The organism is Paraburkholderia lebeckiae, assembly GCF_014201005.1.
Lineage (GTDB): Bacteria > Pseudomonadota > Gammaproteobacteria > Burkholderiales > Burkholderiaceae > Paraburkholderia > Paraburkholderia tuberum.
Map to the genome: position 1 here is coordinate 19,956 of NZ_JACHDK010000010.1, position 15,756 is coordinate 35,711.

The window sequence follows — 15,756 nt, forward strand, 5'->3', positions numbered from 1 at the left end:
AACCGTCCGCTTAGAACTTGTGACGCATACCGACACGGAACGCCAGCTGGTTGTCGGCGCCGACGCCCGACGTGCTGAAGTAGCTCGTGCTCGAACCGATCTGTGCCTGCAGATCCTGCGTGCCGTTGCGGCCCGACGCGATCTGATAGATGCCCAGCACGTACACGTCCGTGCGCTTCGACAGCGCGTAGTCGCCGCTCAGGTCCACCTGGTTCCAGTGACCGACGTTCGCGCCGCTCAGGTGCATGTACGTGTAGCCCGCGCCTGCCGTGATAGCCGGCGTGACCGCGTACTTCGCGCCTGCTTCGTAGGCGGCGAACGTGGTCGACCCACCCGAGATCGGTGCGAGGCGCGTGTTGGTGTACAGAGCCCACAGCGTCGCCGGGCCGAAAGCGTAACGGCCGCCAACGCCGACCGTGCGCAGATCCTGGATCTGGCCGTTGCCGATCGTCGGGAAGCTGACGTTTGCCAGCGAAGTCGAGAAGGCCGGCGATGCCTGGCCCGGATAACGGATGTCCGTGTACGCCGCGCCGATACCGAACGGGCCGTTCGCGTAGTTCGCGCCGAAGCTGTAAGCGCGCGACGAACCTGCCACCGGGGCAGTGGACGTGCCCGTAGCCGGCGTGCCGGCAAAGCCGCCTGCCGTGTTCGAGAAGCCGTACATCGCGCCGAAGGTCAGGCCGGAGAAGTTCGCGCTGCTGAACTTGACCGAGTTGTTGATACGGCTCGACGTGAGCTGGTCGACGTCGTTGATGTGGTAAGCGTAGTTGCCCGCGACGGTCTGGCCGCCGGTCGCGTAGTTGGAGCCGAGGTAGTCGGTCGAGAACGAGTACTGGCGACCGAACGTCAGCGAGCCGACGTTGTTCTGCGACAGGCCGACGTACGCCTGGCGCCCGAACATCGCGCCGCCCTGGCCGGCGGTGCCGTTCCCGCTGTTGAAGCCGTTTTCCAACACGAACAGCGCTTTCAGGCCGTTACCGAGGTCTTCCGTGCCACGCAGGCCCCAACGGCTGCCGTTCGCGACGCCGTCGTCGTACTTGGTCAGGCTGCTGTGGCCGGTGGCCGTTTTCGAGTTGTTCACGTAGCTGATACCGGCATCGATCAGGCCGTACAGCGTGACGCTGCTTTGTGCGTGAGCGGCGGAGGCGAAGACGGCAAACGTAGCGGCGGTCAGGATTTTCTTGTTCAAAGTACTTCTCCGAGTTAGCAAATTTTGGCGATCGCGACGCGCTGCTCTGCGGCAACGTCGTGCGATGGCCGGCAATTTAAGGGAACGCAGAGTAAGGTATGTGACACTGAAAAATTCTTTTCAAGGTGTCGTGTCGGCGCGACACTTTGCGTGTGCACCGGAGGCAGGTGTATCGGTGGCGGGGCGGGTCGGTCGACCCTGGAGTGAGGCTGGACGCGTGGCAGCGAATCGCCCGCCTGGCGGCGGGCGATCGGTTATTTCAGCTGGTGCGTGAAAATTCAGTTACATGGCCGGCCGCGACAGCATCGACGGTCGCAGCGTCGTTGGTGTCAGTTGCTCAGCAACGAGCCGCTGCGGAACGGCGTCGCGCCGGCGATGCGCGCGAATTCGAGGCCGGCCGTCGCGAAACGCGCCAGATGCCGCGCGTACAGCACGCCGGCCACGGTGTTTTTGATCGTGACGACGCGGTCCGTCAACGGATCGACGATGTCCGCGATTTCCTGGCCCGCGTCCATCCACGTGCCGACCTCGCAGCGATAGACGAGCACGCCGCTGATCGGCGCGACGAGCGGCTCGGCGCCCGCGAGCGGCGTCGCGGCGAATTCGAGCGGCGGCATCGGCGCCGGCTCGCCCTCGACCACGCCGCGCAAGGTCAGATACTCGATGACCGCCTGCGCGTCTTTTTCCGCGAGTTCGTACGACACATCGCGCTGGCCGCGCAGCTCGATGGTGACCGAGATGCCGCCGTTCGGGATTGGGAAACGCTCGCCGAAACGGCCGCGCAGATCCGACCAGCAGAAGCTGTGGATCTCGTCGAACGGATTGCCGACCGAGTTCAGCGCGAGCAGCGACGCCTTCGCGTCCAGGTAGCGCGCGAGCGGCTCGACTTCGGGCCACAGGTCCGGATTAGTGTACAGGTGCATCGCGGCTTCCCAGTCGCAATGCAGATCGAGCACGACGTCGGCGTCGTACGAGAGCTTTTGCAGTGCGAGGCGTTGCGAGCCGAGTTCGGTGGTCGGCTGCTGCGCGTCGAGCGCTTCGCGCATCGCCGCGCGGATGGCGGCGCGGTTCGCGTCGATGTCGCTGGTCAGACGCGATTCGATGAACGGCTGCACGAGTTCCGCGAGGTCGTAGAAGTTGCGGTTGAAGTTCTGCGCGCTGCCGGTTTCGAAGCGGCCGAGCATCTGGCCGAGCAGATGCTGATTAAGGCCGATCGGATTCGGCACCGGCACGACCACGACTTCGCCACGCAGCTTGCCCGCGGCTTCGAGCGCGGCCAGCTTGCGGCGCAGCGACCACGACACCAGCATCCCGGGCAGTTCGTCCGCATGCAGCGACGACTGGATATAGATTTTCTGGCCGCCGCCGGGACCGTAGTGGAAACTCGTCAGTTCACGGGCGGTGCCAAGCGACGGGGCAATCAGCGGATGGGTCTGGGTTTGCATGGTTTTGGCTTCGCGGCCCGTTCGGAGCAGCCGCGCTAGGTGGTTGATTGCAAGGGGAAAGATGCGCGCCGGCAGCGCGCGTGGTCCGCATGCGCGGACCGCGGCAACCTGTCTCAGGGTGGGCCGCGTCTCGCACGATCTTAGCCGATATGCCACCCGATGTGACTTGATGTGGCTAGATGTGGAGCCGCAAAACAAAACGGGCTCCGCGTCGCGGAGCCCGTTTCGGACAAGCTGCCGGCGCGCCGTGCGGCGCGCGTGGGCGATTTAGCTGCCGTACACGTCGAAGTCGAAGTACTTCTTCTCGATCTTCTTGTAGGTGCCGTCCTTGATCATGTCGGCGATCGCCTTGTCGACCTTCACCTTCAGATCGGTGTCTTCCTTGCGCATGCCGATGCCGGCGCCGTTGCCGAGGATCTTCGGATCGTCGAGGTCCTTGCCGACGAACGTAAAGCCCTTGCCGCGCGGCGTTTTCAGGAAGCCTTGATCAGCCTGCACCGCGTCTTGCAGCGCTGCGTCCAGACGGCCCGAGATCAGGTCGGCGTAGACCTGGTCCTGGTTCTGATACGGCACGACTTTCGCGCCCGCCGGTTCCCAGTAGGTCTTCGCGTAGGTTTCCTGGATAGTGCCCTGTTCGACGCCCACCGTCTTGCCCTTCAGCGATTCAGCGGTCGGCAGGATGCCCGAGCCCTGTTTCGCGACGAGGCGCGTCGGCGTGTTGAACAGCTTCGACGAGAAAGCGATCTGTTCGGCGCGTTGCGGCGTCATCGACATCGACGACAGCACGCCGTCGAACTTCTTCGCCTTCAGTGCCGGGATCATGCCGTCGAAGTCGTTTTCCACCCACACGCACTTCGCACCGACGCGCTTGCAGATTTCGTTGCCGAGGTCGATATCGAAGCCAACGAGCTTGCCGTCCGCGCCTTTCGACTCGAACGGGGGATAGCTGGCATCAACGCCAAAACGGATCGTCGACCAATCTTTAGCGTGTGCGCCAATCGAGACGGTGGCAAGCAGAGCAACCGTCAAAGCCGCTAGCAGTTTTTTCACTGTTTTAACTCCTCGTGTAGTTCAATTACGCCCTCGGCGGTTGTGCCGCCTTGGGACGCCCGGCGCGTCTCGCAAACGGGCTTCTGGTCAGGATGCAGGCCGGGGTGGCCTGCAACGCGCGCCAAGCTTATCAGTTCAAAAATATTGGGAAGCTAGTAAAACACCGGATGGCGCGGGAGGATGCCCTCTAGGTCAACGCTTGCGCCCCGGCCGGTGTGACCGGATCGTACACCGTTGGTGGGGTTTGCGTAACGCGGATGCAATGCAGAGCGGTAATACGAGGGGCCGGCGAGCGTAATCGACCGGGATTTACGCCGGTTTTCTCGCGAGTTCACCGAAAACCGGTTTGAAACGCGAGTTTGAAACGCGGACGGATCGTTAAAGCTCGCGGCTGAATTTGCCGTTAATTAAGAGCGGCCTCGAGGCTATTGCCCTACACGTTATTACCAGCACCGATATTTTTGCGCCGCCGTTTCGAACCGGTGCAAAAACAAAGGCTTTGGCGCTATCATCGATGCTCCCTGCGTTGGACGCCGGCCGCCCGCATGGGACGGCCGTCAGGATTCAAATGCCGCGCGTTTGCGCTCGCTCAAATGGCCTTTCTGCTCAACGGTGTTATGCATGCACACGATGTTGTTCACGGCGGATCGAACAGGCTGTTCTAAACAGACTTCTAAGCGACAAATCGCTAGCGCCGGCGTGCGGGCTCGCGCGGCATTATTGCAACGCCGGTTTTTTGACAGTTTTTTGTCGAGCGTTACATCGGGATTTTCATCGATTGGCGCATCCGGATTTTCGTGCGACGTTTTTTCCGGGGTTTTAGCCCGTGTGTCGCGCGTTCTGATAGGCGCATTGCTGTGTGCGGGTTTCGGCGCGGCGACGCCCGCAGCGGCCGCCGACAAAGTGCTGCACGTTCTCGCATGGCCCGGCTACGCGGACCCGGACGTCGTCAAGGCGTTCGAAGCGCGCTACGGCGCGAAGGTCGAGGTCACGCTCGTCGATTCCGATGAGGCGCTGTGGGCGCAGATGCACAGCAAGGGCACGCCGCCGTTCGACGTACTCGCCGCCAACACCGCCGAAATCCGCCGCTATACGCAGGCGAATCTGCTCGCGCCGCTCGATCTCGCGAGTCTGCCGAATACGAAGAAGCAGTTGCCGCGTTTCCAGGCGCTCGGCTCGATCGACGGCCTGACCTCGGCGGGCAAGGTATACGCGATTCCGTTCACGTATTCGTCGATGGGGCTCATCTACGATCGCAAGCAGATTCCGGTTGCGCCGCATTCGATGCTCGAACTGTGGAACCCGCGCTATCGTGGCAAGGTGCTCGACTTCAATAGCGCGCAGCACAACTTCTCGTTCACGGCGCTTGCGCTCGGCTATCCGCATCCGTTTCAACTCGACCTCGCGCAGATGCGCACGATCGCGCACAAGCTCGTCGATCTGCGCCGCAACCTGCTGACCTACTACACGCTGCCCGAGGAGGCGACCGCGTTCTTCATCCAGCACAAGGTCGCGTTGATGTTCGGCAACTACGGCACGCAGCAGGTGCAGTTGCTGCGGCGCGCGGGTGCCGACGTCGGCTACGTGATTCCGGACGAAGGCGCGCTCGCGTGGCTCGATTGCTGGTCGATGACGCGCGCGGCGAGCGACCAGCCGCTCGCGCTCGCGTGGATCAACTACATGCTCGAGCCGAGCGTGAGCGCGTTGCTGACACAGCGCCAGGGGCTCGCGAATACGCTGACCGAGCCGGCCGAAGGCAGCGCCAACGCGCACATCGTCTGGATCAGTCCGGTGGAAGATATCGAGCGCCGCGGGCAACTGTGGACGCGCATCGTGTCGGGCGACCGTTCGGAGCGCTTCTGATGCTGCATCGCGGCCTGACCTTCAAGCTATCCGTGCTGCTCGCGTGTATCGGCGTGCTGGCGTCGGGCGCGACCGGCTATTACGCGTATCGCGCGAATCGCACGATGCTGGTCAACGAAGCGGAGCACAGCCTGCTGACGTCGACGGAGCTGCTCGGCCAGCGCATCGCGGTATCGATCGACGACGTCGCGGCGGACGCGCTCGTGCTCGCGACGATGCCGTCGTCGGTGAGCGTCGCGCAGAGCGACGACGGTATCGGCCCGAACCTCGGCCGCGAGCGGCTCGCGCAGGTGTATTCGAGCTTCATGCTGCATCACCCGGAGTATCTGCAGGTGCGGCTGATCACGCGGCAGCATCACGGTCTCGAACTGATCCGTTTCGATCGCGACAGCGACGGCCTCGTGCGGGTAGAGGGTGACGATTTGCAGGAAAAAGCCCAGTTTCCCTACGTATTCGAAACGCTCGCGTTTTCGCCGGGCCGCATCTACACGTCGCCGATTTCCGTCAATCACGAATCCGGCACGCATGCGGCAGAAGGCAAGCCGACGCTGCGTCTCGGCACGCCGATCGCGGATGCGCGCGGCACGGTGGTCGGCGTCGTCGTAATCGATGTCGATCTGGCCGGCATGCTGCGGCGTTTGCAGAGCGATCTGCCGAGCGACTATCAGGTCTATCTGGCGAACGAGTGGGGCGACTTCCTGATCCATCCCGACGCGTCGAAAACCTTCGGTTTCGACCGCGGCCGTCGCGTGCTGATGCAGGACAGCTTCCCGGCCACGAAGCAGCTGTTCGAGCAACGCCAGAGCGAGGTGCTCGTCAACGGTCTCGCGAGACCCGGCGAGGCGGCCGGCCGCGTGCTCGCGTTCGTGCGACGGCCGTTCGGCGGCTCCGAGGGCAACCGCTTCATCGTGCTCGGTCTCACGAAGCCGCTCGAGGACGTGCTGACCGGCGCCAATCAGCTCGGCACGCGGATCATTCGCATGGTGCTGGTGTTCAGCGCATTGTCGCTACTGCTGGCGATCCTGTTCGCGCGAGCGCTGACCAAGCCGCTGCATCTGCTCGCGTATGCGGCGACGCATCTGTTCGCCGACCACGCGATGCACACCTTGCCGCTCAAACGCACCGACGAAATCGGCGTGCTCGCGCGCTGCTTCGAGCGTTTGCGTTGCGAAATCCGCGCGCAGATGGATACGCTGCACAGCAAGCAGAGCGAGCTCGTGCATCTGGCCTCGCACGACGTGCTGACCGGCTTGCCGAACCGCATGCTGTTCATGCAGAAGCTCGAGAACGCGATCGAGGAGGCAAGGTTCCGCCGCGAAGGCCTCGCCGTGCTGTTCGTCGACCTCGACCGCTTCAAGCAGATCAACGATCAGTTCGGTCACTCCGTTGGCGACAAGGTGCTGGTCGCGGTCGCACGCCGTCTGAAGGACGTGCTGTATGCCGGGGACGTGGTTGCGCGGCTCGGCGGCGACGAATTCATCGTGCTGATCGAAGGGCAGCGCGCGGCCGAGGTCACGCCAGAAATCGCCGAGCGCATCATGGACGCGCTGAACGAAACGCTGACCGTCGACGGCAATAGCATGACGGTCGGCGCGAGCATCGGCATCAGCGAATTTCCGCACGACAGCGGCAATGCCGAGGAGCTGCTGCTGAACGCCGATGCCGCGATGTATGCGGCGAAATCGGGTGGCCGTTGCGCGTATCTGCGCTATCAGGATCTGCTCTCCATGCGGCTCGACCAACAGGCTGAGCAGGCGAGGGCTGCCGAGGCCCAGCTCGCCCAGGCGCACGCAGCGCGCGATGCGACCGAGGGGCGCGAGGCGGAGCCCACCGCCTGACGCGGTCTTACCCGCGCCGCTCGGGACCGCGCGCACGACCCGAGCGTCGCAGAAGACGCGATGCGCCACCATCTTCGCGAAATCCTCATGTCGCTCGGCCCCATCGCCCAGCGCAATCCCGCGCGGTTCGAGGCCGACGAGCCGGAGCGTGTGCCGTTGTCGACCTGAGACGCAGGCGCGCTCAACCAGCCCACTCAAACGATCCGCACCCCTGCGCGATAAGTCGCGCGCGGCACCGGCAGCTTGTCGAGCATCGTCACGCGCACGAGATCCGCGCGCAGGCCGGGCTCGATCGCGCCGCGGTCCGTGAGGCCGGCGGTGCGCGCCGGCTCGGCCGAGACCGTTGCCATCGCGCGCGGCAGCGACCAGCCCGCTTTTTCGACGAGATCGAACACCGCGGTCAGCAAGCTCGACGGCACGTAATCCGACGACAGGATGTCGAGCAGGTCCGCGCGCGCGAGTTCGAGTGCCGACACGTTGCCCGAATGCGAGCCACCGCGCACGATGTTCGGCGCGCCCATGATCGTCGCGATGCCGTGCTCGCGCGCGGCTTGCGCGGCGATGCGCGTGGTCGGGAATTCGGCGAGCACGATGCCCTCGGCCTTCGCCTGTTCGACGTGCTCGATCAGCGTGTCGTCGTGGCTCGCGACCGGAATGCCGAGCCGCCGGCAACGCGCGACGATCTCGCGGCGGTGCTCATCCGCGTAACGCTCCTGTTCGACCGCGAGTTCGGCGAGCGTGCTCGCGACACGCTCGTCGCTCATCTTGCCGTTGCGCTCCTGGAAGCGGCGCCATTGCTCGCGGTCGTGCCATTGGCGCTGGCCCGGCGTATGGTCCATCACCGACGCGAGCCGCAGCAGCGGATGCGCGCACAGCGAATCGAATACCTCGAGCACGTCGGCGGTCGCGATCTCGCAGCGCAGATGCAGAAAGTGCTCGGCGCGTAGCAGTCGACGCGTGGACAGCCGCAGCAGCGAATCGGCGCATTGCGTTTGCACATCGCGGTTACGCAGCCCAATGCTCGAGCGCGAGCCGATCGCGAGCGCGTCGAACACCGTCGTGATGCCGGCTGCGGCGACCTGCGCGTCGTGAATCACGAACGCCGCGTCGGTATTCCATTCGACGCCGGGACGCGGCACGAGGTGCTTCTCGAGGTTGTCCGTATGCAGTTCGATCAGACCGGGCAGCAGATAATCGCCGTCCCAGTCTTCGGCGTCGCGCGCCGAACCCGCGCCGCGTTCGACGTCGCGAATCACGCCGTCCTCCACGCGCACGGTGCCAATGAATTCTTCGTCTCGCGTCACGATGCGAGTGTTGCTGATCAACATCGACTTGCTCCGTAGTCAGTCGGGACTGGTGTCAATTTAGTACCGCACCGGCGGCCGCAGTTCCAGTCGGCGCGTCGCGACCTTGTTGCGGGTCTCTTCGTCGTGAAAGATACCAACGATCGCCGCGCCGCGCTCGCGCGCCTCGACGATCAGATCGGCCACAACGTCGCGATTTTCCGCATCGAGCGAAGCGGTCGGTTCGTCGAGCAGCAGCAACGGATGTTCGGCGATCAAACCTCGCGCGATGTTCACGCGTTGCTGCTCGCCGCCCGAAAATGTCGCGGGCGCGAGGGACCACAGACGTTCCGGCACGTTGAGCCGCGCGAGCAATTCAGCGGCGCGCGCGTTTGCTTCAGGTTCGGCGACGCCGTCCAGGACCAGCGGCTCGGCGACGAGCGCAAGCGTCGGCACGCGCGGGATCACGCGCAAAAACTGGCTCACATAGCCGACCACGCGACGGCGCAGCCGCAACACGTCACGCGGTTCGGCACGGGTGATTGCAATGGGCCGACCCTGATCGCTGGTGTCGCGAATCGCAATCGAGCCGGTGCTCGCCAGATAGTTGCCGTACAGACAGCGCAGCAGCGTGCTCTTGCCTGCGCCCGACGGCCCGACCAGCACCACGCATTCACCGCGCTCGACCTCGAGCGACACGTTCGAGAGCGCGTCGATCCGCACACCGCCCTGGCCGTGCAGCGTGAAAGTCTTGCCGATGCCGATGGCGCGCAGCATCAGCGCCGCGTTGTCGGCGAAAGCGCGCTCGCCGTGGCGTGCATCGCTGCCTGCGTCAATGACTACCTCAGTGGATTGCATCGTGAGCCTCAAACCGGCAGAACCGAGGAAACCAGCGTTTGCGTATACGGATGCTGCGGATCGTCGAGCACCTGATCGGTCAGGCCGGCTTCGACGACTTCGCCCGCCTGCATCACCATCAGTCGATGCGCCAGCAGACGCGCGACACCGATGTCGTGCGTGACGATCAGCACCGATAGATGCAGCGTCGAGCTCAGCGTGCGCAGCAAATCGAGCAGACGCGCCTGCACGGACACGTCGAGACCGGCGGTCGGTTCGTCCATGAACACCAGACGCGGACCGGTGACGAGATTGCGCGCGATCTGCAGACGTTGCTGCATACCGCCCGAAAACGCGGCGGGGAATTCGTCGATGCGCGTGGGGTCGAGTTCGACGCGCTCCATCCATTGCGTGGCTGTGCGGCGAATTTCGCCGTAGTGGCGCGCGCCGACCGCCATCAACGGCTCGCCGATGTTGGCGCCGGCCGATACGCCGCCGCGCAGGCCGTCGCGCGGATTCTGCTGCACGAAGCCCCACTCGGTGCGCATCAGCAGACGGCGGCGCGGCTCGGACAGCGCGCGCAGATCGAGCGAGTCGCCATGCGACGCGGTGTAGTGCAGCGAGCCGCTATCGGCCTCGGTCTTCAGCGCCAGCGTGTTGAGCAGCGTGGTCTTGCCCGAACCCGATTCACCGACGATGCACAGCACCTCGCCCGGATACAGATCGAAACTCACGTTGCGGCATCCGTTGCGGCCGCCATATTGTTTGGTGAGCGCGCGTGCGCTCAGAAGCGGCGTCATGCGGATTCTCCTTCGCGCGTGGCGTGGGGCAGCGGCGCTTGCGCTTCGATAGCGCCGTCGGCGTCGCCGCGCCGCCCGTGACAGTAGTCGCTGTCCGAGCACACGAACATGCGCGTGCCCGCATCGTCGACGATCATCTCGTCGAGAAAGCTTTCCTTCGATCCGCACAGCGCGCACGCGTGCTGCCACTTCTGCACTTCGAACGGATGATCGTCGAAGTCGAGGCTGCGAACCGGCGTATAAGGCGGAATCGCGTGAATGCGGCGCTCGCGGCCCGCGCCGAACAGTTGCAGCGCGGCGTTCATATGCATCTTCGGATTGTCGAACTTCGGGATCGGCGACGGCGACGTCAGATAGCGATGATTGACGATCACCGGGTAGTCGTACGTGGTCGCGATGCTGCCGTGATGCACGATGTCCTCGTACAGTTTCACGCTGATCAGCCCGTAATCGGCGAGCGCATGCAGCTTCCTGCATTCGGCAACGCGCGGCTCGAGCCGGTACAGCGGCTCGGGCATCGGCACCTGATAGACGAGGATCTGCTGCTCGGTCAGCGGCGTTTCGGGAATCCGGTGCCGCGTCTGGATGATTGTCGCTTCGCTCGTGTGCCGCGTGGTCGCCACACCCGTGGTGCGCGCGAAGAAGCGGCGGATGTTGACGGCGTTGGTGGTTTCGTCGGAGCCCTGATCGATGACCTTCAGCGTGTCCGTCCTGCCGATGATCGCGGCGGTCACCTGGATGCCGCCGGTGCCCCAGCCATACGGCAGCGGCATTTCGCGCGACGCGAACGGCACCTGGTAGCCCGGCACGGCGACTGCCTTCAGCAGCGCGCGGCGCAGCATGCGCTTGGTCTGCTCGTCGAGATACGCGAAGTTGTAGCCGTGCGCGGCGGTGTCGTATGAGGTGTTGGCAACAGCGGTGTCGGGCGCGTTCATGCTGCCTGCTCCTTGTCGGTGGCGTGGCTTGTTTCATCGTGGCTGTGATGTTGCGCGCGCAGACGCCGCACCAGTTCCAGCTCCGCCTGGAAGTCGACGTAATGCGGCAGCTTCAGGTGCTGCACGAAGCCCGACGCCTCGACGCTGTCGCTATGCGACAGCATGAATTCGATGTCCTGCGTCGGTGACGCGAGCGTTTCGCCGAGTTCTTCGGCGCGCAACGCGCGATCGACGAGCGCCATCGCCATCGCCTTGCGCTCCGAGTGGCCGAACGCGAGACCGTAGCCCTGCGTGAAGGTGGGCGGCACCGCGCCGCTGCCCGCGAACTGGTTGATCATCTGGCATTCGGTGATGTCGATATCGCCGATGTCGACCGCTTCGCCGAGTTCGTCGAGGTCCATCTCGACCGCGATCGTGCCGAAACGGATCTCGCCCGCGAACGGATGCGAATGCGCATAGCCGCGTTGCGTCGCATAGCCCATCGCGAGCAGAAAGCCTTCGTCGCCACGCGCGAGGTTCTGCAGACGCGTCGCTCGGCTTGCCGGAAACGCGAGCGGTTCGCGCGACAGATCGCCGGGTTCCGCGCCGTCGGGTGTCGGGCGCTCCTGTTCGATCAGGCCTTCCTTGTCGAGCAGCGACACGACGCGCGGCATCGATTCAGCCGCTGGCGGTTCTTGCGGAACGGGCGCGTTGCCGCGCGTCACGTCCTGCCGCGCGTCATCGCCATCGACGAGCAACGCGAAATCGAGCAGACGCTGCGTGTAGTCATAGGTCGCGCCGAGCAGCTGGCCGCCGGGCAGGTCCTTGAAGGTCGCCGAGATGCGCCGCTCGACCTGCATCGTTTCGGTATCGATGGTGCGCATATAGCCGAAGCGCGGCAACGTGGTGCGATACGCGCGCAGCAGGAAGATCGCCTCGACCAGATCGCCGGCCGCCTGCTTGATTGCGAGCGCCGCAAGCTCCTCGTCGTAGACCGAGCCTTCGGTCATCACGCGTGCGACCGCGAGCCGCAACTGCTCGCGAATCTGCTCGACGCTCAGTTCGGCGATCTGCGTATCGCCGCGGCGCGCTTTGTCGAGCAGGCGCCACGACGCTTCGATCGCGCGTTCTCCACCTTTGACGGCAACGTACATCAGTTCACCTTCGCTTCGGATGTGCGCGGCAGGCCGATCACGCGCGCGCCGCAAACCAGATAACAATCGATGCCGCACGGAAACAGCGGCGCGAGCATCGCGCGTTCTTGCCAGAACCGCGCGGGAAGACCGACCGGCGAAATTGTTTCGGTATCGCGAATGCCGGGGCCGCTCAGCGTGACCGCTGCGCCGCCCGTCAGCGCGTCGACGCGGATCAGCAACGTGGCCGATTGTTCCGGTGACTCGGCGCTGCCGGGCGCGAAGCTTTCGAGCGACGGCAACGCGTGGGCATCGTGCGCATACACGAACGCGGCGTTGCCGGGCGCATCGACGAGCGGCGCGCCGGTATGGAAGCGCAACGCCGCCGCGAGCGCGGGATCAGGCTGCGCGAGCCATACCGGCGTCGCGTAGTCGCAGAGCGTCAGCAGTGCGGCAAACGCGGCGGGTTCGACCGGCGTATTGCGCAACTCGGGCAGCACGTCGCGGATCACGCCGATCGTGCCGGGTCGCGACAACGCGTCGAGCAGCGTGCGAAAGACGGCCTGGGTGTCGTGGACCGGGTCCGCGAAACCCGGCGTCAGCGTGGACAACGCAATCGGTGAACGTTCCATCAGTCGCCTCGCACCATCGTGAAGAATTCGACGCGCGTCGCCGCGACGTCCTGTTGCTGTTGCGCGCGCAGGGCCTGCTGTTGCGCGGCGAACGGCTCGATCAATCGACGATGCAGGCTGTCGTGATGCTCGGGCATCTGCAGCAAGGCATCGGCGAGCGCGGCAAGTTCGGCGCGACGGCGGTCGCGTCCCAGATGGCAGGCCACGCCGACGGTCGCTTCGGCGTCGTCGCTGGCATGCAGACGCAGCGTGGCGCGCGTAACCGTGGCTTCGCCGAGATTGAACGGATCGCCGCTGCCGCCGATGCGCCCGCGCACCATCGCGAGGCCGATTTCAGGGGGGCGCAGCCAGTCGTAGGCGGGGGTGGGGCGGCCTTGCAGCGCGCGCTGCAGCGCGGCTTCGAGGTCGGCGCGCGGCGTGCGCGCCAGCACGGCCATCCAGGCGCGCCGCGCCGCCGAAGACACGGCCGGCAACGGCGAAGAGGGTGGACGGGGCGGAACGGAACTCGGGCTCATCGGATTTCCTGTCGATCCAGCGAGTGGACATTGGAGCATCTATTCATCTAAACGTCTAGACGTTTATAAGCATAGTTGTCTGGACTGTCGTGCGCGGCGGACATTCATATTTTCATCACGGCTCGCGCACTACAATGCATGTCATGGCGATCATTTGAACCGAAGGGAATGACAGCACCATGACATCGAACGACAGCGCGGCGCCGGCCACGACGCTCGAACGCGGCGCGGGCGTGGCCGTCTGGAGACAGATCGAACAGATTCTCGCCGCAGAGATCACGGCAAGCGGGTTCGGCGAAGAAGGGCGGCTGCCGAGCGAGGGTGAGCTGGCGAAGCGCTTCGACGTCAACCGTCACACGGTGCGCCGCGCGATGCTTGGCCTCGCCGCGCTCGGCCTCGTCAGCGTCGAGCAGGGGCGTGGCACGTTCGTGCAGCCCGGCGCGATCGACTATTCGATCGGCCGCCGCACGCGTTTCACCGAAAACCTGCGTCAACAACACCACTCGCCCGCGGGCACGATGCTGTCGGCCGCACGCGTGAAGGCCGAGCCCAGTGTCGCGAAGGCGCTGGGTCTGCGCGCGGGCGCGGCCGTGTATCGCATCGAATCGCTGAACGCGTCCGACGGCGTGCCGCTCACGTTCGCGCGCAGCTGGTATCCGGCCGCGCGTTTTCCGGATTTGCCGGAGGTCGTGCAACGCCTCGGCGGCACGACGAAGGCGCTGGCCGAATTCGGCGTGGACGATTATCTGCGCAAGTGGAGCCGCATCGGCAGCGTGCTGCCCGAGCCGGAAGTTGCGCGGCGGCTCAACATCAACCGTCAGCAGCCGGTGCTGTGGGTCGAGAACGTCGACGTCGATCTGCAGGGCACGCCGGTCAAATACGGCTTTACGCATTTCGCGGCCGATCGCGTGCAACTGCTCGTGGAGCATGACCTGTGAGCGGCCCCGCATGGAGTGCCGAAGCGCGCTTTGGGCTCTATTACGCGCCGTCGGTTGAATCGGCGTGGTGGCAGGTCGGCTCGACATGGCTCGGCCGCGATGCGCACAGCGGCGAGCGCCGCGCGCAGCCGCAGCCGCCAGGCCTGACGCGCCCGCTCGCCGCATTGACCGACGCGCCCCGCCGCTATGGCTGGCATGGCACGCTGGTCGCCCCGTTCCGGCTCGGCGCCGGCGTCACGCAGCCCGACGTGCTCGCGGCCGCGCGAGCTTGGGCGCTCGCGCAGCGGCCGTTCACGTTGCGGGTAGAAGCGGCCACGCTGGGCGACTTCGTCGCGTTGCGACCGGCCGATGCGGATGGCGAGACGCGCATTCGCGAGCTCGCGTCGAACGCGCTGCAGTCGCTCGACAGGCTGCGCGCGCGGCCGTCGGCGGCCGATCTCGAACGACGGCTCGCCGCGCCGCTCAGCGAACGCCAACGTGCGTTGCTGTTGCAATGGGGCTATCCGTACGTGTTCGATGAGTTCCGTTTTCATATGACGTTGTCCAGTTCGCTCGCCGATGCCGACGAGCGCGCGACGCTGCTCGCATGGTGGCGGGAGCGCACGCCCGCGCTCGGGCCGCTCGCTGTCGATCAGGCCGCGCTGTTCGTCGAGCCGGCGCCGGGCGAGCCGTTCGAGCTTTGGCAGCCGCTGCCGTTCAGCCCCGGCGCGCAACCTGGCGATCGCACTGACGAGCAGCAAGACGAGGTGAGCAGCCAATGACTGGGCGTTTGATCTATGTGATGGGGCCGTCGGGCGCGGGCAAGGATTCGCTGCTGCAGTTCGCGCGCATGCGGCTCGCCGGGGAGCCGCTCGTATTCGCGCATCGTTACATCACGCGGCCGAGCGGCAATGGCGAGGTGCATGTTGCACTAAGCGTCGAGGAGTTCGCCGCGCGCTCGGTGCTTGGCCTGTTCGCGCTCGAATGGTCGAGCCATTCGCTGCGCTATGGCATCGGCATCGAACTCGATGCGTGGCTCGCGCGCGGCTGCACGGTGGTCGTCAACGGCTCGCGGCAGTACCTGCAGCATGCGCTCGCGCGCTATCCACGCGCTCAAGTGGTGCACGTGAGCGCTGCGCCGCATATTCTCGAGGCACGGCTCGGCGCGCGGGCGCGCGAATCGTCGGAGCAGGTCGCGGCGCGGCTCGCGCGGCGCGCGCCGTTTGCGTTGCCGGCCGGCGTGCGCTGCACGACGATCGACAACTCCGGCGCGCTCGAAGAAGCGGGGCACGCATTGATCACGGTGCTCAAGGAGCACGTGAGCGCGTAGCGCAAGCACG

At 65.4% G+C, this 15,756-nt stretch carries 16 protein-coding genes; 5 read left to right on the forward strand and 11 right to left on the reverse strand.

The annotated features are described in order from the left end of the window. Positions 1 to 10: 10 nt before the first annotated feature. The 4 genes from HDG39_RS20120 to HDG39_RS20135 form a co-directional block, all read right to left on the reverse strand. Positions 11 to 1,189, reverse strand: a complete 1,179-nt coding sequence (locus HDG39_RS20120; protein ID WP_184008005.1) for a porin — start codon at positions 1,187 to 1,189, stop codon at positions 11 to 13. Positions 1,190 to 1,518: 329 nt separating this feature from the next. Continuing rightward, entirely contained in the window at positions 1,519 to 2,634 is a 1,116-nt protein-coding gene (locus HDG39_RS20125; RefSeq protein WP_184008006.1) for a succinylglutamate desuccinylase/aspartoacylase family protein, read from the reverse strand. A gap of 267 nt (positions 2,635 to 2,901) precedes the next feature. Beyond that, positions 2,902 to 3,684, reverse strand: coding sequence for an ABC transporter substrate-binding protein (locus tag HDG39_RS20130; RefSeq protein ID WP_184008007.1), 783 nt, complete (start codon positions 3,682 to 3,684; stop codon positions 2,902 to 2,904). Positions 3,685 to 4,241: 557 nt separating this feature from the next. Then, positions 4,242 to 4,586, reverse strand: coding sequence for a hypothetical protein (locus tag HDG39_RS20135; protein ID WP_184008324.1), 345 nt, complete (start codon positions 4,584 to 4,586; stop codon positions 4,242 to 4,244). Between HDG39_RS20135 and HDG39_RS20140 the strand changes: the two genes are divergently transcribed. Both HDG39_RS20140 and HDG39_RS20145 read left to right on the forward strand, forming a co-directional pair. Further along, a complete protein-coding gene (locus tag HDG39_RS20140; protein WP_184008283.1) occupies positions 4,537 to 5,547 on the forward strand; it encodes an extracellular solute-binding protein in 1,011 nt (336 codons plus the stop codon). The two genes, HDG39_RS20135 and HDG39_RS20140, sit on opposite strands and share 50 nt — an antisense overlap. After that, positions 5,547 to 7,385 carry a GGDEF domain-containing protein gene (locus HDG39_RS20145; protein WP_184008008.1) on the forward strand — a complete coding sequence of 613 codons (1,839 nt, stop codon included), beginning with the start codon at positions 5,547 to 5,549 and terminating at the stop codon, positions 7,383 to 7,385. Before HDG39_RS20140 ends, HDG39_RS20145 begins: the two co-directional genes overlap by 1 nt. A gap of 194 nt (positions 7,386 to 7,579) precedes the next feature. Here HDG39_RS20145 and HDG39_RS20155 read toward each other — a convergent pair whose 3' ends face one another. The 7 genes from HDG39_RS20155 to phnG are packed head-to-tail and all read right to left on the reverse strand — an operon-like array spanning position 7,580 to position 13,499. Further along, a complete protein-coding gene (locus HDG39_RS20155; RefSeq protein ID WP_184008009.1) occupies positions 7,580 to 8,713 on the reverse strand; it encodes an alpha-D-ribose 1-methylphosphonate 5-triphosphate diphosphatase in 1,134 nt (377 codons plus the stop codon). Between the two features lie 36 nt (positions 8,714 to 8,749). Further along, positions 8,750 to 9,526, reverse strand: coding sequence for a phosphonate C-P lyase system protein PhnL (phnL, locus tag HDG39_RS20160; RefSeq protein ID WP_184008011.1), 777 nt, complete (start codon positions 9,524 to 9,526; stop codon positions 8,750 to 8,752). Between the two features lie 8 nt (positions 9,527 to 9,534). Continuing rightward, positions 9,535 to 10,305, reverse strand: a complete 771-nt coding sequence (phnK, locus tag HDG39_RS20165; protein ID WP_018424801.1) for a phosphonate C-P lyase system protein PhnK — start codon at positions 10,303 to 10,305, stop codon at positions 9,535 to 9,537. Continuing rightward, positions 10,302 to 11,240, reverse strand: coding sequence for an alpha-D-ribose 1-methylphosphonate 5-phosphate C-P-lyase PhnJ (locus HDG39_RS20170; protein WP_184008013.1), 939 nt, complete (start codon positions 11,238 to 11,240; stop codon positions 10,302 to 10,304). Before HDG39_RS20170 ends, phnK begins: the two co-directional genes overlap by 4 nt. Beyond that, positions 11,237 to 12,373, reverse strand: a complete 1,137-nt coding sequence (locus HDG39_RS20175) for a carbon-phosphorus lyase complex subunit (protein ID WP_184008015.1) — start codon at positions 12,371 to 12,373, stop codon at positions 11,237 to 11,239. Before HDG39_RS20175 ends, HDG39_RS20170 begins: the two co-directional genes overlap by 4 nt. Beyond that, positions 12,373 to 12,984, reverse strand: a complete 612-nt coding sequence (phnH, locus tag HDG39_RS20180; RefSeq protein WP_184008017.1) for a phosphonate C-P lyase system protein PhnH — start codon at positions 12,982 to 12,984, stop codon at positions 12,373 to 12,375. Before phnH ends, HDG39_RS20175 begins: the two co-directional genes overlap by 1 nt. After that, complete coding sequence (gene phnG, locus HDG39_RS20185; RefSeq protein ID WP_184008019.1) at positions 12,984 to 13,499, reverse strand: phosphonate C-P lyase system protein PhnG; 516 nt, start codon at positions 13,497 to 13,499, stop codon at positions 12,984 to 12,986. The genes phnH and phnG overlap by 1 nt, the downstream gene beginning before the upstream one ends. Positions 13,500 to 13,678: 179 nt before the next feature. Between phnG and phnF the strand changes: the two genes are divergently transcribed. From phnF to phnN, 3 genes are read left to right on the forward strand one after another with little or no spacing between them, the layout of a single operon-like run. Beyond that, positions 13,679 to 14,437: a phosphonate metabolism transcriptional regulator PhnF gene (gene phnF, locus HDG39_RS20190; protein WP_018424806.1), complete on the forward strand. Its 759-nt coding sequence runs from the start codon at positions 13,679 to 13,681 to the stop codon at positions 14,435 to 14,437. Next, positions 14,434 to 15,198 (forward strand): DUF1045 domain-containing protein, encoded by a 765-nt coding sequence (locus HDG39_RS20195; RefSeq protein ID WP_184008021.1) that lies wholly within the window; start codon positions 14,434 to 14,436, stop codon positions 15,196 to 15,198. The genes phnF and HDG39_RS20195 overlap by 4 nt, the downstream gene beginning before the upstream one ends. Further along, positions 15,195 to 15,746, forward strand: coding sequence for a phosphonate metabolism protein/1,5-bisphosphokinase (PRPP-forming) PhnN (gene phnN / locus HDG39_RS20200; RefSeq protein WP_184008023.1), 552 nt, complete (start codon positions 15,195 to 15,197; stop codon positions 15,744 to 15,746). Before HDG39_RS20195 ends, phnN begins: the two co-directional genes overlap by 4 nt. The last annotated feature ends 10 nt before the right edge of the window (positions 15,747 to 15,756 follow it).